The following is a 20,197-nucleotide window of genomic DNA, read 5'->3' as shown; positions in this document are numbered from 1 at the left end:
ACAAGTGAGGAAAGAAAACATCCCGCCTCTGCGGGCGGGATGGCGGCAGCACAGCCTACGCAAGCGGCGCACGCGTGTCAATTCTGTCTCAACCTCAGCGCCAGCGCAGCCCGAGGCGCAGGCGCTGGCGCCCCCACCCCAGGCGCAGCGACACTCAGAAGCTGCGGCTGACGTAGATGGCGGCGGTCGGCGCGGTCTTCTTGCGCGTCAGCGGGCTCTTGCTGGCGTCGCCGTTCAGCGAGCTGACGCCGGCCATGCCGGTCAGCGACCACTTGGCCTGGAAGGTGTGGGTCCAGCTGAGGCCGGCGTCGACGCCGTACAGACCGGACTTCGGCGTGAACTCGCGGTAGCCCGAGTTTTTCGACTGGGTGGCGTTGACGCCGTAGTAGGTCTTGGCGTACTTGCTGTCGGCGAAGTTGGCGCCCAGGCTCAGGCTGACGCTGTCGCTCGGCGTCTGGTACAGCTGGCCGGTGATGCCGATGCCGAAGCTGGCGCCGTTGTCGCGCTGCGAAACCGGCAACTCGGCGCGGGCGCTCACCTCGACGCGCTCGAAGATGGCGTAGCTCAAGCCGAAGTTTGCGGTGGCGCTGGTCTTGATGTCACCCATGCCCTTCAGATACTTGCTGCCGGTTTTGCCGGCGACGCCGCGCTCGTCGCTTTCGCTGCGGCTGCCGCGCACGCCCAGCGCCACGCTGTACTTGAGCGGACCGGCGCTGCCGCCGTAGCCCAGGCCGCGCATGGTGCTGGCGAACAGGCCGTTGGCCATGGCGTAGTCGAGCTGCAGCACCGGCGCGACCATGCGCTCGTCCGAGCCGGAGTAGCGCGATCCGACGGCCACGCCGCCGCCGACGGTGAAGACGTTCTCTTCGGCGGCAACGGTGCGGCTGGCCAACAAGGACAACAACAAGACGGGGACGGCTTTGATAACACTGCTATTCATGATGGTTTTCCATTCCAGGTTGAGAGGCGAGTGGCTAAGGATCGACTGCCCGCAGTATTCCCCAGTGGCATGAAGCCAATCTGATCGCTTGATGAAGAAAGCATGAAGACGCCGCGCCCCGCCTTCTTTAGCTGTTCTTCAGGAATTGGTGGTTAAATACCGGCCATGAAGATACTGCTGATAGAAGACGACCTGGACCTGGGCAACGGCGTGCGCATCGCCCTCAGCGACCAGGGCATGGACGTGGTCTGGGTGCGCCAGCTCGACGACGCCGAGCGCCACCTGGCGGCCGACACCTGCGACCTGATCCTGCTCGACCTGGGCCTGCCCGACGGCGACGGCCTGAGCCTGCTGACCCGCTTGCGGCGCGACAAGCACGACCTGCCGGTGCTGATCCTGAGCGCGCGCGACGCGCTGCAGGAGCGCCTGCGCGGCCTCGACTCCGGCGCCGACGACTACCTGGTCAAGCCCTTCGAGCTGGCCGAGCTGCTGTCGCGGGTGCGCGCGCTGGCGCGGCGCAGCTACGGCTTCGACGGCGAAACGCTGGAGCTGCGCGGCCTACAGTTGCACGCGCCGACCCGCCGCGTGCAGGTGCACGGCAAGCCGGTCGAGCTGACCGCCAGCGAATACCTGCTGCTGAAGATACTGCTGATGCGCGCCAACCGCGTGATCACCCGGCGCAGCCTGGAGGAACAGGCCCTGCCCGGCGCCCAGGCCAACGCCAGCAACACCCTCGACGTCCACATGGCCAACCTGCGGCGCAAGATCGGCGAGGGCTATGTGCGCACCGTGCGCGGCGTCGGCTACGTGATCGACCAGCACGGCCCGGCCACGGACGGCGCCCGATGATGCGCCACTGGTGGCGCAACATCGCCGCGCCGACGCTGGTGCGGCGCCTGATGGTGGCACAGATGCTGCTGCTGACGGCGCTGTGGACCTTGGCCACCGGCTTCGTCATCAACGAGAGCGGCAAGGACTTGAACCTGCTGTCGACCGAGCGCATCTTCGACGCCGTGCTGGCCGCCGCCGACGCCCTGGCCGACGCGCCGGAGCAGCGCCAGCACGTCATCAACATGATGGACCTGGCGGTGCGCGAGAACTACGGCACCGCCGACGACCCCATGCTCAGCCCCAGCATCGTGGTGCGGCAGCGCGGCCGCGAGATCTACCGCTCGCACGGCACGCCGAGCGAGCTGGGCACGCGCAAGCTGAACGTGGTCGAGACCTTCTACGCCGGCGACAAGCGCTGGCGCGCGCGCAGCAAGCAGTCGGCCAGCGGCACTGTGCTGACCATGCTGGCGCCGGCCGACGGCGTGCACATCTTCATCACCATCAACTCGCACGGCTACTACCTGCTGCCGCTGCTGATCAGCCTGCCCTTCCTGCTGCTGCCTACCTGGCTGTCGATCCGCCTGGCGCTGCGGCCGTGGAGCCAGGTGGCGCGCGAGGTGGCCGCGCGCGGCCCGCACAACCTGCGTCCGCTCAGCTACACGGCCAAGCACCGCGAGCTGGTCGGCATGGTCGACAACATCAACACGCTGATGCGCCAGGTCGACGACAGCGCCGTGCGCGAGCGCAGCTTCATCGCCGACGCCGCCCACGAGCTGCGCACGCCGCTGGCGGCGATGCAGGTCAACGTCGAGGCGCTGCACAGCCAGGCCAGTGACGAGCGCCAGCGCCAGCTGCTCAAGGGCATCCTCAGCAGCGGCGGCCGCGCCACCCGCCTGGTCAGCCAGCTGCTGATGCTGATGCGCAGCGACGCCAGCGCCGCCGGCGAGGCCGGCGCGCCGGTCGGCCTGGCCCAGCTGCTGCAGGACCGCATGGCGGCGCTGTCCGGCCTGGCCAGCGCGCGCCGGGTGGAGCTGGAGCTGCACGCCGACACCGAGCTGTACCTGCACGGCCAGCGCGAAAGCCTGATCTCGCTGGTCGACAACCTGGTCGACAACGCCATCAAGTACAGCCCGGCGGACGGCCTGGTGCAGGTGAGCCTGCGGCGCGAGGCCGGCCAGGCCGTGCTGGCGGTGAGCGACCAGGGGCCGGGCGTGGCGCCGGCGCTGCGCGAGCGGGTGCTCGACCGCTTCTTCCGCGACCCCAACCAGACGCAGAGCGGCAGCGGCCTGGGCCTGTCGATCGCCCAGGCGGTGGCGCGCCAGCACGGCGGCAGCATCGCCCTGCGCGACGCCGGCCAAGGCCCGGGCCACGGCCTGCTGGTCGAGGTGCGCCTGCCGCTGGCGGTTGGCTGAGGCCGGAACGAGGGTCAGACCCTAGGGTCTGACCCTGGCTGCCGCAGCGCCTGCCGGGTGAGCCTGGACGCAAAAAAACCGCCAGGGCTTGCGCGCTGGCGGTTTTTTGTTCAGCCGAAGCCGAGGGGATTACTGGGCTGCGGCTTCTTCAGCGGCGGCCTTCATCGACAGCTTCAGACGGCCGCGGTCGTCGGTTTCCAGAACCTTGACGCGCACTTGCTGGCCTTCTTTCAGGTAGTCGGCGACGGCGTTGACGCGCTCGTTGGCGATCTGCGAGATGTGCAGCAGGCCGTCCTTGCCCGGCATGACTTGGACGATGGCGCCGAAGTCCAGCAGTTTCAGCACGGTGCCTTCGTAGACCTTGCCCACTTCAACCGAGGCGGTCAGCTCTTCGATGCGACGCTTGGCTTCCTGGCCGGCGGCGGCGTCGACGGAGGCGATGGTGACCACGCCTTCGTCGCTGATGTCGATCTGGGTGCCGGTCTCTTCGGTCAGCGCGCGGATGACGGCGCCGCCCTTGCCGATCACGTCACGGATTTTTTCCGGATTGATCTTGATGGTGATCAGGCGCGGGGCGAAGTCGGACAGCTCGGTCTTCACGTGCGGCATGGCTTTTTGCATTTCGCCCAGGATGTGCTCGCGGCCTTCTTTGGCTTGCGCCAGCGCCACTTGCATGATTTCCTTGGTGATGCCCATGATCTTGATGTCCATCTGCAGCGCGGTGATACCGTTGCGGGTACCAGCGACCTTGAAGTCCATGTCGCCCAGGTGGTCTTCGTCGCCCAGGATGTCCGACAGCACGGCGAACTTGCCGCCTTCCTTGATCAGGCCCATGGCGATACCGGCCACGTGCTCTTTCATCGGCACGCCGGCGTCCATCAGTGCCAGGCAGCCGCCGCAGACGGAGGCCATCGACGAGGAGCCGTTCGACTCGGTGATTTCCGACACCAGGCGCACGGAGTAGCTGAACTCTTCCGGCGATGGCAGGGCGGCGATCAGGGCGCGCTTGGCCAGACGGCCGTGGCCGATTTCGCGGCGCTTAGGCGTGCCGACGCGGCCGGTTTCGCCGGTGGCGAACGGAGGCATGTTGTAGTGCAGCATGAACGAGTCGGTGAACTCGCCCATCAGCGCGTCGATCTTCTGGCTGTCGCGGGCGGTGCCCAGCGTGGCCACGACCAGCGCCTGGGTTTCGCCACGGGTGAACAGGGCCGAACCGTGGGTGCGCGGCAGCACCGAGGTGCGGATCGAAATCGGACGCACGGTGCGGGTGTCGCGGCCGTCGATGCGCGGCTCGCCGTCGAGGATCTGCGAACGGACGATCTTCGCTTCCATGTCGAACAGGATGTTGTTGACTTCGGCTGCGTCGACCGGTGCGGCGCCGGCGGCGGCCGCTTCGGCGCCCAGCTCGGCCAGCGTTTCGGAGGTGGCGGCCTTCAGCTTGGCGGTGCGCTCTTGCTTGTCTTTGGTCAGGTAGGCGTCACGGATCTTGGCGCCGCCGAAATGCTCGACGCGGCCGATCAGGACTTCGTTCTTGGCCGGTGGGGCCCATTCGACTTCCGGCTTGCCGCCGTCGCGCACCAGTTCGTGGATCGCGTCGATGACCGCTTTCATCTGGTCGTGGCCGAACACCACGGCGCCGAGCATGATTTCTTCGGACAGCTGCTTGGCTTCCGATTCGACCATCAGCACGGCCGTTTCGGTACCGGCGACAACCAGGTCCATTTCCGAGGTTTTCAGCTGGGCGACGGTCGGGTTCAGGATGTACTGGCCGTTGGCGTAGCCGACGCGGGCGGCGCCGATCGGGCCGTTGAACGGCACGCCGGAGATGCACAGGGCGGCGGAGGCGCCGATCATGGCGGCGATGTCCGGATCGATCTCAGGGTTGACCGACAGCACGTGAATGATGATCTGCACTTCATTCAGGTAGCCTTCCGGGAACAGCGGACGGATAGGACGGTCGATCAGACGCGAGGTCAGCGTTTCTTTTTCCGAAGGACGGCCTTCGCGCTTGAAGAAACCGCCCGGGATTTTACCGGCAGCATAGGTTTTTTCAACGTAGTCGACGGTCAGGGGGAAGAAATCCTGGCCTGGCTTGGCATCTTTGCGTGCCACAACGGTCGCCAGGACCACGGTGTCTTCAATCGACACGAGGACGGCGCCGGAAGCCTGGCGAGCGATCTCGCCGGTTTCCAGGGTGACCTGGTGTTGACCGTACTGGAAGGTTTTCGTAACTTTGTTAAACATGGGTAATCCCTTTCTAATTGCCGACAGATTTTCAGGGGCTGTCGTTCACCTCACCACAGGCGGCATGCTGCGGCGCCGCCTTTACTACGAAACTTGCTACAAAACTGGGAATCCATGTCTCCGGGCAAGAGCCCGTGCCATTTGGCATGTGTTCGGCCCAAATGACAAAATGCCCGCGTCAGCGAACTGGCGCAGGCATTTCTGTTTAAACCGGGTGACGCAAAAATTACTTACGCAGACCGAGTTTAGCGATCAGATCGCGATAACGGGTAGCGTCTTTGGCCTTCAGGTACGACAGCAGGCTCTTACGACGGTTAACCATCATAATCAGACCACGACGGGAGTGGTGATCTTTGCTGTGTGCTTTGAAGTGGCCGTTCAGTTCGTTGATGCGTGCGGTCAGCAGCGCAACTTGAACTTCTGGGGAGCCGGTGTCGTTTTGACCACGGGCGTTGTCCGCGATGATCGCGGCTTTGTTGATGTTTTCTACGGTCATGATTTTACCTTTAACATGCGGTGCCCGGAGTCTGAACCCTAGGCATCGTGAACTTCAAAAGAATTCCGGCCAAAAGACCAGACCCGCAAGTATATCGGAAAAAGCGGCGGCTGTATCCAGTGTTGGCTACAATTCTTATGAGTTCAATGCCAGAAAACGGAGGCGGACATGAAAAAGATGGTTGCAATAGCAATTTCTTCCCTGCTGCTGGGGGCCTGCGCCGGCCCGGGCGGCGCGCCGCCACCGCTAGGCGCCAGCGCCGCCGAGCTGCAAAGCCGGCTGGGCCGCCCCAGCGCCAGCTACCGCGAGGGCGACGCCACGCTGCTCGAATACGCCACCGGACCGAGCGGCCAGGCCACCTATATGGCCAGGCTGGACGCCGACGGCCGCCTGCTGTCCTACGAACAGGTGCTGAGCAGTGAGAAGTTCGCCGCCGTCAAGATTGGCCGCGACAACCGGGACAGCATCCTGCACACCTTCGGCCAGCCCTTCGCCCGCCAGCGCTACCCGTTCAACCACCTGGAGGCTTGGCTCTACCGCTACAAGGAACAGGGCGTGTGGAACTCGATCATGTATGTGCAGTTCAACCCCGACGGCAGCGTGAACAGCCTGCTGAACGGGCCGGACCCGGAGCGCGAGCCGCGCCGTTCCCACTAGTGGCGGCGCCGCACCTTGGCCGTGGAAGGAACATGGCGCTCCTGCTTGCGCTACAATAGCGGCCCGGCTTTCACTGTCAAAAAAGAAATGTTAACAACCATGAAATCCGGACCATTCGACACGCCATCCGGACCCAACCCTATGCCCACCGCCCCCGCCGCACCTTCCACCCCAACACTGCTGTCGCCGCGCCACTGGCTCGCCATCGTGCTCGGCTTCGCCGCGCTGGCGCTGGCGGTCATGGCCTGGCGCTGGGGCGGCACGGTCGAGGATTCGCTGGCCTACTTCAACACCGCGCGCTATCTGCGCGGCGACCTGCCCTTCAACGAACTACGCGCGCCCTTCCCCTACCGAATATTGGTGCCGGCCATCGCCGCCGCCCTGCCGGGCGAGCTGCACAAGGCCTTCGCCGCGCTGAACTGGCTGCTGATCAGCGGCGCCGCCGCTGTCATCGCGCTGACCGCCGCCCGCCTCGGCTTCAGCCGCGGCCGCGTGGTCGGCGCCGGCCTGCTGTTGATCGTTTCCGTGCCGACCTTCTGGTACGCTCCCTATCTGCTGGTCGACCCCGGTTCCATCTTCGCCCGCGCCGTGTTCGTCCTCGGCATCCTGACCGGCCAACCCTGGCTGGCCGCCGCCGCCGGTATCCTCGGCACCGCCGTACGCGAGGAAAACATCCTGCTGCTGGTCTGGCTGCTGGCCATGCGCCGCCTGCCCTTCGCCGCCGCGCTCGGCGCGCTGGCGCTGGCCGGCGGCTGGATCGTCGTGCTGCGCTGGTGGCTGCTGCCCGGCCTACCCAGCTACACCTGGACGCCCAGCCTGCAGACCCTGCTCGGCGCCCTCGGCGACGTCCGCTCGCTGGTCTCGCTGGCGACGGCGGCGGCGCTGGTGGTGCCGCTCGCCGTGCTCGGCCGGCGCCACGCCACCGCCGCGCTGCGCCCGCTCGACAGCCTGCTGTTGCTGATGATCCTGCCGCCGCTGTACGCCGCGCTGTCGGTGCGCATCGACGGGCGCATCATCTGGAGCCTGTACCCGATGCTGATCCCCTTCGCCCTGTGCGTCGGCCTGCCGCGCCGGATCGGCGCAGCCCGCCTCAGTTCTGCGGGTTGAGCCGCTCGATCTTCGAGTGCAGCTTGTTCAAGGCCGACAGGTAGGCCTTGGCCGAGGCGACGATGATGTCCGGGTCGGCGCCGACGCCGTTGACGATGCGCCCCGAATGCGACAGGCGCATCGTCACCTCGCCCTGCGACTGGGTGCCGGTGCTGATCGCGTTGACCGAGAACAGCACCAGCTCGGCGCCGCTGGCGGCCCGGCTCTCGATGGCGTTGACGGTGGCGTCGACCGGGCCGTCGCCGCTGCCCTCGCAGCGCACCTCGGCGCCGTCGATCGAGAACACCACCGTGGCGCGCGGCGTCTCGCCGGTCTCCGAGCGCTGCGCCAGCGAGACGAAGCGGTAGTATTCCTTGTCGTGGGCCTGCTGCTCGTCCGACACCAGGGCCATGATGTCCTCGTCGAAGATCTCCGTCTTGCGGTCGGCCAGCTCCTTGAAGCGGCCGAAGGCGGCGTTGACCTCGGCCTCGGAGTCGAGCTCGATGCCGAGCTCCTGCAGGCGCTGCTTGAAGGCGTTGCGGCCCGACAGCTTGCCCAGCACGATCTTGTTGGCGGTCCAGCCGACGTCCTCGGCGCGCATGATCTCGTAGGTCTCGCGCGCCTTCAAAATGCCGTCCTGGTGGATGCCGGAAGCGTGGGCGAAGGCGTTGGCGCCGACCACCGCCTTGTTCGGCTGCACGGCGAAGCCGGTGATCTGCGACACCATCTTCGAGGCGGCGACGATCTGCGTGGTGTCGATGCCGACCTCCAGCTGGTAGTAGGCGGCGCGGGTGCGCAGCGCCATCACCACCTCCTCCAGCGCGGTGTTGCCGGCGCGCTCGCCCAGGCCGTTGATGGTGCATTCGATCTGCCGCGCGCCGCCTATCATCACGCCGGCCAGCGAGTTGGCGACGGCCAGGCCGAGGTCGTTGTGGCAGTGCACCGACCAGATCGCCTTGTCGGAGTTGGGGATGCGCTCGCGCAGGCGGCGGATGGTCTCGCCGAAGATCTCCGGCACGGCGTAGCCGACGGTGTCGGGGAAGTTGATGGTGGTGGCGCCCTCGGCGATCACGCCCTCCAGCACGCGGCAGAGGAAGTCCTCGTCGGAGCGGCTGCCGTCCTCCGGGCTGAACTCGATGTCGTCGGTGAACTGGCGGGCGAAGCGCACCGCGTTCTTGGCCTGCTCGAGCACCTGCTCGGGCAGCATGCGCAGCTTCATCTCCATGTGCAGCGGCGAGGTGGCGATGAAGGTGTGGATGCGCTTGCGCTCGGCCGGCGCCAGCGCCTCGGCGGCGCGGGCGATGTCGCGGTCGTTGGCGCGCGACAGCGAGCAGATGGTCGACTCGCGCACCGCCCCGGCGATCGCCTTGATCGACTCGAAGTCGCCCTGCGAGGCGGCGGCGAAGCCGGCCTCGATGACGTCGACGCGCAGCCGCTCGAGCTGCTTGGCGATGCGCAGCTTCTCCTCCCGCGTCATGGAGGCGCCGGGTGATTGCTCGCCGTCGCGCAAGGTGGTGTCGAAGATGATCAGGCGGTTCGAAGGCGTATTCATGATTGCTCCATGGCTGTACACAAAAAAACTATCGAGGCCGCCCGCCGCGCCGGGCGCTGCGGCTTAGTGGCGCTCGCTCGGGTCGACCGGCTCGTGGTCGGTCTGGATGATGCTGACCGGCTTGCCCTTGGCCATGCGCCAGAAGTAGATCACGTAGCCGGACAGGCCGTAGGCGATGAAGATCGGGAACAGCACCTTGGGCGGGTCGATCGACACCAGGGCGAAGGCCAGCGCGATCAGGAACACCGCGATGAAGGGCACCGACTTGCGGAAGTTGACGTCCTTGAAGCTGTAGAAGGGCACGTTGGTGACCATGGTCAGGCCGGCGAACAGGGCGATGGCCCAGGACACCCAGGGCAGCTGGATGCCGGGCACCTGCAGGTCGTCCATCAACAGGATGAAGCCGGCGACCAGGGCCGCCGCCGCCGGGCTGGGCAGGCCCTGGAAGAAGCGCTTGTCGACCACCTCGATGTTGGTGTTGAAGCGGGCCAGGCGCAGCGCGCCGCCGGCGCAGTAGACGAAGGCGGCGATCCAGCCCAGCTTGCCCAGGCCGCGCAGCGACCACTCGTAGATCACCAGCGCCGGCGCGGCGCCGAAGGAGACCATGTCGGACAGGCTGTCGTACTGGGCGCCGAATTCGCTCTGGGTGTTGGTCAGGCGGGCGATGCGGCCGTCCAGGCCGTCGAGCACCATGGCGATGAAGATGGCCCAGGCGGCGTGTTCGAATTTTTGGTTCATCGCCATGACGATGGCGTAGAAGCCGCAGAACAGGGCGGCGGTGGTGAAGGCGTTGGGCAACAGGTAGATCCCGCGACGGCGCGGCTTGGCGCCACCCTCGGCCACCGGCTGGCGCGCAAACTTGCTAAAGCGCGAAGCCTTCGGCTTGGCTGCTGGTGCGGCGCCATTCTTGGCTCTGCGACGGGGAAAGTTTGCCATAGGGTTCCATTTCTAAGTACAACGGGCGTGTCGGTAACGGTGTTGATTGCGCCATCATTATAGAGGAGGAGGAAACAAAAAAGGGGGTTCGCGCGGCGGCCCGGCATTTCCTGCGGCGGCCGGGCGCGGCGCCGGCCAGACGGCCGGACAGGCGCTGCAAGCGGGCCCGCCCCGGCTTGGTCGGCAAGGGCGGGTGAAACGGAACTACTTGGACTTGAACTTGATTACTTGAACCTGCTTACTTGAACCTGCTTACTTGAACCTGCTTATTTGAACTTGACCTTGCCGACCACGTTCATTTGCAGCGTGGTCTCACCCGGCTCGAAGCTGGGCTCCTCGACCGGCGCGCTGTCCATCATCTTGGCCGAACGCATCATCATCGGCGCGGCGGCGCCGCCTTCGCGCTGGGCGTAGTTGCCCGAACCTTCGAAGTCGACCGTGTCGAGCACGGCGTCGCTGAGCTTGCGGCCCATGGCGTTGGCGATCGAGGCGATGCGTTCGTTCAGGTTCTTGTAGGTGGCGGCGATGCGCTGGTCGTCCAGCTTGCGCGTGGTTTCCGGCGTCAGGCCGAACTGGATGCCGTTCAGGGTCAGCACGCGCTGGGCGGCGGCGACGGTCTTCGGCAGGCCGGCCAAATTGGTGGTGGTCAGCTGCACGTACTGGCCGACGCGCCAGGCGGTCGGCAGGCGCGGCTTGGGCATCAGGCCGTTCGGCAGCGGCCGATCTTCCGGATACACGGCGTAGGTGTAGTAGCCCTGGGTCTTCAGGCTGGCTTGCGGGTCCTCTTTCTTGAGGATCTCAATGCCCTGCTTCATCTTTTGGTTGACGCGCGAGGCGGCGGCGGCCTTGTCCTTGTCGGTCTCTTCGATCGCCAGCGTGGCGATGGCCTGGTCGTTGGCGTGCTTGACTTCACCGAAGGCGGGCACCACCACCAGCGTACCGCTGGTGGGCAGCGTCTCGGCGGCGAAGGCGTGCTGGACGGACAGCGAGGCGCTCGCCAAGGCGGCGGCGACAACGAGGTTTTTCATGCGGGTCATAAACGTTCTCCATAGTTGAAAAAGCGAAAATGGGGCCGAAGCCCCATTGTGCGCGAAACCAGCAGAACTGGTGATTACAGCAACTTTACCCGAATCCGCCAGCCGAAACTGTAAGACATGGTGAGCGTTTGTAACATTTCGCAATTTCAAGCGTATGGCGCCGGGATGCCGCCAACCAACCAGGGTCAGACCCTAAGGGTCTGACCCTAAATTTGACGCCCGGCAATCCGTCGAGCGATTTAGTTCTTCGACTGGTCGACCATCTTGTTCTTGGCGATCCAAGGCATCATGGCGCGCAGCTTGGCGCCGACTTCTTCGATCTGGTGCTCGGAGGTCAGGCGGCGACGGGAAATCAGGGTCGGTGCGCCGGCCTTGTTTTCCAGGATGAAGGACTTGGCGTATTCGCCGGTCTGGATGTCCTTCAGGCACTGGCGCATCGCGTCCTTGGTGGCCGAGGTGACGACTTTAGGGCCGGTCACGTATTCGCCGTATTCGGCGTTGTTGGAGATCGAGTAGTTCATGTTGGCGATGCCGCCTTCATAGATCAGGTCGACGATCAGTTTCAGTTCGTGCAGGCACTCGAAGTAGGCCATTTCCGGAGCGTAGCCGGCTTCGGTCAGGGTTTCGAAACCGGCCTTGATCAGTTCGACGGCGCCGCCGCACAGAACCGCTTGCTCGCCGAACAGGTCGGTCTCGGTTTCTTCGCGGAAGTTGGTCTCAATGATGCCGGCGCGGCCGCCGCCGTTGGCCGAGGCGTAGGACAGGGCGATGTCGCGGGCCATGCCGGACTTGTCCTGATAGACGGCGATCAGGTGGGGCACGCCGCCGCCCTGGGTGTAGGTGGCGCGCACGGTGTGGCCTGGCGCTTTTGGAGCGATCATGATGACGTCGAGGTCGGCGCGCGGCACGACTTGGCCGTAGTGCACGTTGAAGCCGTGGGCGAAGGCCAGCACCGCGCCTTGCTTGGCGTGCGGGGCGACGTTTTCGTTGTAGACTTGGGCGATGTTCTCGTCCGGCAGCAGGATCATGATGATGTCGGCGGCCTTGACCGCGTCGTTCACTTCGGCAACCTTCAGACCGGCCTTCTCGACCTTGGTCCACGAGGCGCCGCCCTTGCGCAGGCCGACGGTGACGTTCACGCCGGAGTCGCTCAGGTTTTGCGCGTGGGCGTGGCCCTGCGAGCCGTAGCCGATGATGGCAACGTTTTTACCCTTGATCAAGGAGAGGTCGGCGTCTTTGTCGTAGAAAACTTTCATGATAATTCCTATGTATTTTGTAGTGTGTTGTTCAGGGGAGTCGTACCGGGCGGCGGGCGCCGCCCGGTACTCGGTCAAACTTTGAGGATGCGTTCGCCGCGTCCGATGCCGGAGCCGCCGGTACGTACCGTTTCCAGGATGGAGGCGCGGTCGATCGAGTCGATGAACGCGTCGAGCTTGCCCTTGTTGCCGGTCAGCTCGATCGTGTAGGTCTTCTCGGTCACGTCGATGATGCGGCCGCGGAAGATGTCGGCGGTGCGCTTCATCTCCTCGCGTTCCTTGCCCACGGCGCGCACCTTGATGAGCATCAGCTCGCGCTCGATGTGCGCACCCTCGGTCAGGTCGACCACCTTCACCACCTCGATCAGGCGGTTGAGGTGCTTGGTGATCTGCTCGATGATGTCGTCCGAGCCGCTGGTGACGATGGTCATGCGCGACAGGGTCGCATCTTCGGTCGGCGCCACGGTCAGCGTCTCGATGTTGTAGCCACGGGCCGAGAACAGGCCGACCACGCGCGACAGGGCGCCGGCTTCGTTTTCCAGCAATACAGAGATAATGTGTCGCATCTTATAAGTCCTCCGAACCCAACAGCATTTCAGAGAGCCCTTTGCCCGCCTTCACCATCGGCCATACGTTTTCCGATTGATCGGTAATGAAGTTCATGAAGACCAGACGGTCCTTCATGCCGAAGGCTTCGCGCACGGCGCCGTCGACGTCGCCCGGCTTCTCGATGCGCATGCCGACGTGGCCGTAGGCCTCTGCCAGCTTCTCGAAGTTCGGCAGCGAGTCCATGTAGGACTCGGAGTAGCGCGAACCGTAGTCGATCTGCTGCCACTGCCGCACCATGCCGAGGAAACGGTTGTTGAGCATGATGATCTTCGGCGTCAGGTGGTACTGCTTGCAGGTCGCCAGCTCCTGGATGCACATCTGGATCGAGCCCTCGCCGGTGATGCAGGCGACGGTGGCGTCCGGATTGGCCATCTGCACGCCCATGGCGTAGGGCAGGCCGACACCCATGGTGCCGAGGCCGCCGGAGTTGATCCAGCGCTTGGGTTTGTCGAAGGGGTAGTACTGCGCCGCCCACATCTGGTGCTGGCCGACGTCCGAGGTGATGAAGGCGTCGCCCTTGGTCACTTCGAAGACCTTCTGCACCACCGACTGCGGTTTGATGACCAGGTCGGAGGTCGGGTAGACCAGGCACTGCTTGCCGCGCCATTCGTTGATCTGTTTCCACCAGTCCTTGACGGCCGGCAGGTTCGGTTTCTGCTCCGCCGCGTCGAGCTGGGCCAGCATCTCGATCAGCACGTCCTTGACGTTGCCGACGATCGGGATGTCGACCTTGACCCGCTTGGAGATCGACGAGGGGTCGATGTCGACGTGGATGATCTTGCGCGGATTGGAGGCGAAGTGTTTCGGGTTGCCGATGACGCGGTCGTCGAAGCGGGCGCCGATGGCGATCAGGACGTCGCAGTGCTGCATCGCCATGTTCGCTTCATAGGTGCCGTGCATGCCGGGCATGCCGACGAAGTTCTCGCTCGAGGCGCGGTAGGCGCCCAGGCCCATCAGGGTGTTGGTGACCGGGAAGCCGAGCTTGTCGACCAGCTTGTTCAGCTCGGGCGCAGCGTTGGCCAGGATCACGCCGCCGCCGGTGTAGATCATCGGGCGTTCGGCTTGCAACAGCAGCTGCACGGCCTTGCGGATCTGGCCGGAGTGGCCCTTGTCGACCGGCTTGTAGGACCGCATCTCGATCTCTTTCGGATACGAGTAGGTGGTCTTGTGCATCGAGATATCCTTCGGGATATCCACCAGCACGGGGCCGGGACGGCCGGTGCGGGCGATAAAGAAGGCTTTCTTGATGGTTTCGGCCAGGTCCTTGACGTCCTTGACGAGGAAGTTGTGCTTGACCACGGGGCGGGTGATGCCGACCGTGTCGCATTCCTGGAAGGCGTCTTGGCCGATGGCGTGGCTCGGCACCTGGCCGGAGATCACCACCATCGGAATCGAGTCCATATAGGCGGTCGACAGGCCGGTGACGGCATTGGTCACGCCGGGGCCGGAGGTCACCAGGGCGACGCCGATTTTTTGCGAGCTGCGCGAATAGGCGTCGGCGGCGTGGATAGCGGCCTGCTCGTGGCGTACCAGTACGTGTTGGAATTTGTCTTGCTTGAAGATGGCGTCGTAGATATACAGTACGGCTCCGCCCGGATAGCCGAAGACGTGTTCAACGCCCTCCTCGGCCAGGCAGCGCACCAGTATTTCCGCGCCGGTGAATTGTCCTGCTGCTTCGGTATTCATAAAACATTCCTTTCAAGGTCCATTGGAGATTGATCGGATGCTCTTTCCTCACGAAGTATGCCTACAGCTACAGCTTGTCCTGCTTCCCTTTTTTATGCGTTCACGGCACTTCTTCCGCTACCCATAGATAGCGTGCAAAGCGTCGCTGGACGCAAACTCGTTTGGCCGGATTTTCTGTAGCGGTTGTGCGTACCTCTCGCGCTTGTGGCGCGGGTTAGAGCAAACTGCCTACATATGAAAGCGCGTCGTGTCGTGTGCGGCGTTGTGTGCCAGCGGCGACCAGACCATAGAGCTTCGGGGTGATCAAAGCGTCCCATACGGTACTACGCGGCACAGATTTGAGCAAGGACATTTATGAAAATCGGCGATTTGCGCCCCGCTTTGACGTAAAAAACATGCAGAAATGGCCAATTTTTGCTAGCATGCGCACAGTTCGCAAAACGCCGCAAGCTCGCATCCCTGGCGCCGTACGCCTCACTTAACCTGAGCCCTCCCGGCAGTACCCTCCCCACGACGCATGGCAACAGACAAAGAATTATCCGACTTTCTCGTAAACGTCGAGCGACGCGCCTTCAAGCAGGCCGTCTACGCAGTGCGCAAGGACGAATCGGCCCTGGACATCGTGCAGGACGCGATGATCAAGCTCGCCGAGAAATACGGCGACAAGCCGGCCGCCGAGCTGCCCATGCTGTTCCAGCGCATCCTGCAGACCACCATCCTCGATTATTTCCGCCGCGAAAAGGTGCGCAACACCTGGGTCAGCCTGTTCTCCGGCATGGGCGGCGCCAAGGAGGGCAGCGAGGACTTTGATATACTCGACTCCTACGAGGCGGAACAGGGTTCCGAGGCGTCCGAGTCGAGCGCCGACAAGGTCGAGCGGGCACAAACCTTGCAACTAATTGACGGCGAGGTGCAAAAACTGCCGGCGCGTCAACGGGAAGCCTTCCTCATGCGTTACTGGCAGGACATGGACGTGGCTGAAACAGCCGAAGCGATGGGATGTTCCGAGGGGAGCGTGAAGACACATTGCTCACGCGCAACACACACCCTCGCCGAATCGCTTAAAGCCAAAGGAATCAAATTATGAACACCGACGATCTGAACTTCGCCTACAAAGTGCGCCACGCGCTCAACGAGCAGCTCGACGAGCTGCCCGCCTCGACCACCGACCGCCTGGCGGCGGCCCGCAAGGCCGCCATGGCGCGCAAGAAGGCCGACGCGCCGGTGCGCGTGAGCGAGCGCGCGCTGGCCACCGGCGGCGGCGCCGGCTTCTTCGCGCAACCGCTCTCCTGGCTGGGCCGGATGGGCGTGGCCGTGCCGATGCTGGTGTTGGTGGCCGGCATGGTCGGCCTCTACCAGTACGAGGAGCAGGAGCGCGTCGCCGAGCTGGCCGAGGTGGACGCCGCCGTGTTGTCGGACGAGCTGCCGTTGTCGGCCTATATGGACCACGGTTTCAACGCCTACCTGACGAAAAGCGAGCAATAAACATGGCGCGTTTCAGCGGTCGGGCAAAACTGGGCGCGGGATTCGCCGCGCTCGCCGCGCTCGCGGTCGGCGGCGCTTCCTGGGTCAACGCGACACAACCGGCCCCGGCGCCCGCCCCGGCGGCGCCAGTGAGCACCCCCGCCGCCGCCGCCGGCCCAGCGCCGGCAACGACATCGGCGCCGGGCAAGCCCGTGGCCGGCGGCAAGCAGCACGCCGCCGTCGCCAAGCCGACGGAAAAAACCCAGTGGAAAAATCTTAACCCGGTGCAACAGCAAGCGCTGCTGCCGCTGGCGGCCGAGTGGAACGCGCTGGAGCCGCTGCGCAAACAGAAATGGCTGGAGATCGCCAACCGCTACACCTCGATGAAGCCGGACGAGCAGGCCCGCGTGCAGGAGCGCATGCGCGAGTGGATCAAACTGACGCCGGAAGAGCGCCGCGTGGTGCGGCAGAACTTCGCCGCCACGCAGAAGCTGGTGAACGGGCAGAAACTGGACATGGGGAAAAAGTCGGCCCACTGGGAGCAATACCAGCAGCTGCCCGAAGAACAAAAGAAAAAACTGGCGGCGGAAGCGGCGATGAAGAAGCAGGTCGCCAACGTGCCGACGCCGGCGCAGAACAAAATCAAGACCGTGGCGCCGATCAAGTCCGGCGCGACGATCCCGCCGGCCGGCGGCCAAGCTGCCCCGGCGACGCCGCCGGCGCCGGGCGCCAGCGCCACCCCCGCGACGCCGGCGCCGGGCGCCGCCACAGCGGCGCCAAGCGCCACCGCTCCGACAAGCGCCACCGCTCCGACAAGCGCCACGCCAGCGACTGCGGCAACGCCCGCCAGCGCCGTCCCCACCAGCACCCAGGCCACGCCGCCAACGCCAAGCAATGTCAAATAGTTCCGCGCCGGTCGCAACACCTACCCTTGCACGCCGCTTGATCTCGATGGTCTACGAGACCTTGCTCGGCTTCGCCGTGCTGTTCCTGCCCTTCCTTGCGCTGGAACTGGCCTTGCAGGGCAGCCACAGCAAGACCGCCGAGCACCTACGCCAGGCGCTGTTCTTCCTGGTGCTGGGCACCTACTTCATCCACCAGTGGAGCCGCGAGGGCCAGACCCTGGCCATGCGCACCTGGCGCATCAAGGTGGTGCTGGCCAAGGGCGGCCCGCTATCGCTGCAGGCCGCCACCGTGCGCTATCTGCTGAGCTGGATGTGGGTGCTGCCGGCGCTGCTGCTGGCCTACGCCCTCGACCTGCACAAGTGGCAGGCGCTGGGTGCGGTTGGCGTCGGCGTGCTGGTGTGGGCCGCCACCGCCCTGCTCGACCGCGACCGCCAGTTCCTGCACGACAAGCTGACCGGCACCCGCCTGGTGCAACTGCCCAAGCCGCCGAAGAAGAGCAAGACCGCTGCGGCGGCGTAGCTCCACCGACAAGCAAAAGGCCGCGATGCGATCGCGGCCTTTTTCATTGCGGCACGACTTGCGCCGCGCCCTCCCCCGCCTGGCTTAGAAGCGTTCGAATTCCTGCAGATAGCGCCACTCGCCCACCGGCAGGCTGGACATGGCGATGCGGCCGATGCGGATGCGCTTCATCGCCACCACGCTCAGGCCGACCATCTTGCACATGTGCTCGATCTGGCCCGGCAGCACGCCCTTCAGCGCGAAGCGCAGGCGGGTCTCGTTCTGCCAGCTGACCTTGATCGGCGGCAGCGGCTTGCCGTTGAACGGCAGGCCGTGGTTGAGCAAGGCCAGGCCGTTCTCGACGATGTTGCCGGCGACCTCGACGATGATCTCCTGCTCGACCCGCGCCGCCTCGTCGACCAGCTTGCGGGCGACGCGGAAGTCCTGGGTGAACACGACCAGGCCGCTGGCCGTGGTGGCGAGCGGATTGGTCAGCGTCAGGCCGCCCAGGTGGCGCTTGAGGAAGCGCTGCTGGCGGCAGGTGGCCGTGCGCGACTCCAGGCTCAGGCAGCTCAGCGCCGGCGCGCCGTCCTTGCCGATGTCGGCATTGAAGCCGGCCGGCTTGTGCAGCAGGATGGTGACCGGCAGGATCTCCAGCAAGGTCGCGTCCTTGGCGACGGCGATGGCCTGCTCCTCGCTGACGCGGGCGCCGGCCTCTTCCACGACGACGCCGTCCACGCTGACCCAGCCGCCCTCGATGTACTGCTCGGCTTCACGCCGCGAGCAAGGGAGCATTTCCGACACGCGCTTGGCGAGGCGGACGGTGGAATCTTTGGTGGAGTCTGTCATTGAGTCGAAAAGGAAAACGGAGGAAAGGCGGTATTGTACCCGCCGCCGCGCCACCGGGCGAAACCGGCGGGCGGATGAGGCACACAGTTAGTGGACGCCGGGGTCAGGAACGCCGGGGTCAGTGCCGACATTCGTACACGGACTCAGCAATATAGAGTTTCGCTGGCAAGACCAGCTGTTGAGCTCGTGTCTGAATGTCGGCACTGACCCCGCCTTGTGCTTGAGCTCGTGTCCGAATGTCGGCACTGACCCCGCCGGGGGGGGGCTTACTGGGCGACGGCGGCCTTGGCCAGCTGCTCGGTGAAGAAGCGGTTGCCCATCTCCTCCAGACCCAGCGTTTCCAGCACTTCCTGCAGGCGCTCGGTGGGGCGCTGGCGCGGCAGGTTCTTGTAGCTGGCGATGATCAGCTCGTTCTTCATCGAGTGTTCCCAGCCGACCAGCTCGGTCACGTTGACCTGGTAGCCGTGCGCCTCCAGTTGCAGGCAGCGCAACACGTTGGTGATCTGGCTGCCGAACTCGCGGGTGTGCAGCGGATGGCGCCACAGCTCGGTCAGCGCGCTCTTGCCCAGGGCCTTGGCCTTGTTCTTCTTCAGCACGGTGGCCACCTCGGCTTGGCAGCACGGCACCAGCACCATGAAGCGGGCCTTCTTCTTCAGCGCGAAGTGGATGGCGTCGTCGGTCGCCGTGTTGCAGGCGTGCAGGGCGGTGACGACGTCGATACGCTCGGGCAGCAGCTTCGACTCGGTCGACTCGGCCACCGACAGCGGCAGGAAGGACATGCCGGGGAAGTTGAACTTCTTGGCCAGCTCCTGCGACTTGGCGACCAGCTCTTCGCGCGTTTCGATGCCGTAGATGTGCGAGCCGTCGTTCAAGGCCTTGAAGAACAGGTCGTACAAAATGAAGCCGAGGTAGGACTTGCCGGCGCCGTGGTCGACCAGCGACACGCCGGCGCCGCCGTCGGCCTGCACTTCCCGCAACAGCGGTTCGATGAACTGGTACAGGTGGTAGACCTGCTTGAGCTTGCGGCGGCTGTCCTGGTTCATCTTGCCGTCGCGGGTCAGGATGTGCAGCTCTTGCAGCAGCGCGACCGATTGGCCTTCGCGGATCTCCGGCATCGCTGCCGCGCTGGTGGTGGTCGCGACTTCACCCTTGACGCCCTTGGCGGCCTTGGCCGCTGGCTCAGCGCGCTTCATCGATCCACGCCGCCTGGATGGCTTCCAATACCTTCTCGCCGCCACGGCTGTGGTCGTCGTCGAAGCCGTCCAACTCCACCACCCAGTTGTGCAGGTCGGTGAAGCGGATGGTGCCCGGATCGGTGTCCGGGAATTTGTCGTACAGGGCTTCCGCGATCGCGGAGATATCAGTCCATTTCATCGCTTGCTCCGGTCTCAGTGACCGCCCTCGCTGGCATGGTTGATCGTGTATTTCGGAATCTCGACGACCAGGTCGACGTCGGCGACGACCGACTGGCAGGACAGGCGCGACACGGCTTCCAGGCCCCAGGCCTTGTCGAGCAGGTCTTCCTCGGTCTCGCTGGCCTCGCTCAGCGAGCTGAAGCCCTCGCGCACCAGCACGTGGCAGGTGGTGCAGGCGCAGGACTTCTCGCAGGCGTGCTCGATGTTGATGTCGTTCTCCAACATGATGTCGCACAGCGTCTTGCCGGCTGGGGCGTCGACCACCGCGCCCTCGGGGCACAGTTTGGGATGGGGCAGGAATACGATTTGTGGCACTTGTGTTA

The 20,197-nt window shown here is 65.0% G+C and carries 21 protein-coding genes; 8 read left to right on the top strand and 13 right to left on the bottom strand.

Annotated features, from left to right (window positions below):
• Positions 1–154: 154 nt before the first annotated feature.
• Positions 155–940, bottom strand: coding sequence for a MipA/OmpV family protein (locus BM252_RS20565; protein ID WP_093389544.1), 786 nt, complete (start codon positions 938–940; stop codon positions 155–157).
• Between the two features lie 165 nt (positions 941–1,105).
• On the opposite strand from BM252_RS20565, the gene BM252_RS20560 reads away from it, so the two are divergent.
• Positions 1,106–1,789 carry a response regulator gene (locus BM252_RS20560; protein WP_093389543.1) on the top strand — a complete coding sequence of 228 codons (684 nt, stop codon included), beginning with the start codon at positions 1,106–1,108 and terminating at the stop codon, positions 1,787–1,789.
• A complete protein-coding gene (locus BM252_RS20555; protein ID WP_093389542.1) occupies positions 1,786–3,183 on the top strand; it encodes a sensor histidine kinase in 1,398 nt (465 codons plus the stop codon). The genes BM252_RS20560 and BM252_RS20555 overlap by 4 nt, the downstream gene beginning before the upstream one ends.
• Positions 3,184–3,312: 129 nt before the next feature.
• Here the strand turns inward: BM252_RS20555 and pnp are convergent, their stop codons facing one another.
• Positions 3,313–5,427, bottom strand: coding sequence for a polyribonucleotide nucleotidyltransferase (gene pnp / locus BM252_RS20550; RefSeq protein ID WP_093389541.1), 2,115 nt, complete (start codon positions 5,425–5,427; stop codon positions 3,313–3,315).
• Between the two features lie 226 nt (positions 5,428–5,653).
• On the bottom strand, positions 5,654–5,923 hold the full coding sequence (gene rpsO / locus BM252_RS20545; protein WP_010399743.1) for a 30S ribosomal protein S15: 270 nt from the start codon (positions 5,921–5,923) through the stop codon (positions 5,654–5,656).
• A 168-nt stretch (positions 5,924–6,091) separates the two neighbouring features.
• Between rpsO and BM252_RS20540 the strand changes: the two genes are divergently transcribed.
• Positions 6,092–6,580, top strand: coding sequence for a hypothetical protein (locus BM252_RS20540; RefSeq protein WP_093389540.1), 489 nt, complete (start codon positions 6,092–6,094; stop codon positions 6,578–6,580).
• Positions 6,581–6,721: 141 nt separating this feature from the next.
• Positions 6,722–7,687, top strand: coding sequence for a hypothetical protein (locus tag BM252_RS20535; RefSeq protein WP_093389539.1), 966 nt, complete (start codon positions 6,722–6,724; stop codon positions 7,685–7,687).
• Here BM252_RS20535 and BM252_RS20530 read toward each other — a convergent pair.
• The 6 genes from BM252_RS20530 to BM252_RS20505 all read right to left on the bottom strand — a co-directional run bounded on the left by BM252_RS20530 (position 7,671) and on the right by BM252_RS20505 (position 14,742).
• A complete protein-coding gene (locus BM252_RS20530) occupies positions 7,671–9,218 on the bottom strand; it encodes a 2-isopropylmalate synthase (RefSeq protein WP_093389538.1) in 1,548 nt (515 codons plus the stop codon). The two genes, BM252_RS20535 and BM252_RS20530, sit on opposite strands and share 17 nt — an antisense overlap.
• A gap of 63 nt (positions 9,219–9,281) precedes the next feature.
• Positions 9,282–10,154 carry a CDP-diacylglycerol--serine O-phosphatidyltransferase gene (pssA, locus tag BM252_RS20525; protein WP_093389537.1) on the bottom strand — a complete coding sequence of 291 codons (873 nt, stop codon included), beginning with the start codon at positions 10,152–10,154 and terminating at the stop codon, positions 9,282–9,284.
• Between the two features lie 266 nt (positions 10,155–10,420).
• Positions 10,421–11,191, bottom strand: a complete 771-nt coding sequence (locus BM252_RS20520) for an SIMPL domain-containing protein (protein WP_093389536.1) — start codon at positions 11,189–11,191, stop codon at positions 10,421–10,423.
• A gap of 239 nt (positions 11,192–11,430) precedes the next feature.
• Positions 11,431–12,447 (bottom strand): ketol-acid reductoisomerase, encoded by a 1,017-nt coding sequence (gene ilvC, locus BM252_RS20515; RefSeq protein ID WP_093389535.1) that lies wholly within the window; start codon positions 12,445–12,447, stop codon positions 11,431–11,433.
• A 74-nt stretch (positions 12,448–12,521) separates the two neighbouring features.
• Positions 12,522–13,013, bottom strand: a complete 492-nt coding sequence (gene ilvN / locus BM252_RS20510; protein ID WP_093389534.1) for an acetolactate synthase small subunit — start codon at positions 13,011–13,013, stop codon at positions 12,522–12,524.
• Position 13,014: 1 nt separating this feature from the next.
• Entirely contained in the window at positions 13,015–14,742 is a 1,728-nt protein-coding gene (locus BM252_RS20505) for an acetolactate synthase 3 catalytic subunit (RefSeq protein ID WP_093389533.1), read from the bottom strand.
• A 517-nt stretch (positions 14,743–15,259) separates the two neighbouring features.
• Between BM252_RS20505 and BM252_RS20500 the strand changes: the two genes are divergently transcribed.
• The 4 genes from BM252_RS20500 (at position 15,260) to BM252_RS20485 (ending at position 17,631) form a co-directional block, all read left to right on the top strand.
• A complete protein-coding gene (locus tag BM252_RS20500; RefSeq protein ID WP_093389532.1) occupies positions 15,260–15,829 on the top strand; it encodes an RNA polymerase sigma factor in 570 nt (189 codons plus the stop codon).
• Positions 15,826–16,227 (top strand): DUF3619 family protein, encoded by a 402-nt coding sequence (locus BM252_RS20495; RefSeq protein ID WP_093389531.1) that lies wholly within the window; start codon positions 15,826–15,828, stop codon positions 16,225–16,227. Before BM252_RS20500 ends, BM252_RS20495 begins: the two co-directional genes overlap by 4 nt.
• 128 nt (positions 16,228–16,355) lie before the next feature.
• Entirely contained in the window at positions 16,356–17,111 is a 756-nt protein-coding gene (locus tag BM252_RS20490) for a DUF3106 domain-containing protein (protein WP_245774358.1), read from the top strand.
• Positions 17,101–17,631: an RDD family protein gene (locus BM252_RS20485; RefSeq protein WP_093389529.1), complete on the top strand. Its 531-nt coding sequence runs from the start codon at positions 17,101–17,103 to the stop codon at positions 17,629–17,631. The genes BM252_RS20490 and BM252_RS20485 overlap by 11 nt, the downstream gene beginning before the upstream one ends.
• An 84-nt stretch (positions 17,632–17,715) precedes the next feature.
• On the opposite strand, the gene BM252_RS20480 is transcribed toward BM252_RS20485, so the two are convergent.
• The 4 genes from BM252_RS20480 to fdx all read right to left on the bottom strand — a co-directional run bounded on the left by BM252_RS20480 (position 17,716) and on the right by fdx (position 20,189).
• Positions 17,716–18,459, bottom strand: coding sequence for an rRNA pseudouridine synthase (locus BM252_RS20480; RefSeq protein ID WP_093389528.1), 744 nt, complete (start codon positions 18,457–18,459; stop codon positions 17,716–17,718).
• 266 nt (positions 18,460–18,725) lie between these two features.
• Complete coding sequence (locus BM252_RS20475) at positions 18,726–19,652, bottom strand: class I SAM-dependent methyltransferase (protein ID WP_425442352.1); 927 nt, start codon at positions 19,650–19,652, stop codon at positions 18,726–18,728.
• Positions 19,639–19,833, bottom strand: coding sequence for a Fe-S cluster assembly protein IscX (iscX, locus tag BM252_RS20470; protein WP_093389527.1), 195 nt, complete (start codon positions 19,831–19,833; stop codon positions 19,639–19,641). The genes BM252_RS20475 and iscX overlap by 14 nt, the downstream gene beginning before the upstream one ends.
• 14 nt (positions 19,834–19,847) lie before the next feature.
• Positions 19,848–20,189 carry an ISC system 2Fe-2S type ferredoxin gene (fdx, locus tag BM252_RS20465; protein WP_093389526.1) on the bottom strand — a complete coding sequence of 114 codons (342 nt, stop codon included), beginning with the start codon at positions 20,187–20,189 and terminating at the stop codon, positions 19,848–19,850.
• Between the last annotated feature and the right edge of the window lie 8 nt (positions 20,190–20,197).

Source organism: Rugamonas rubra, assembly GCF_900114705.1.
Taxonomy (GTDB): Bacteria; Pseudomonadota; Gammaproteobacteria; order Burkholderiales; family Burkholderiaceae_D; genus Rugamonas; species Rugamonas rubra.
This window is presented reverse-complemented; position numbering and strand designations above follow the sequence as displayed.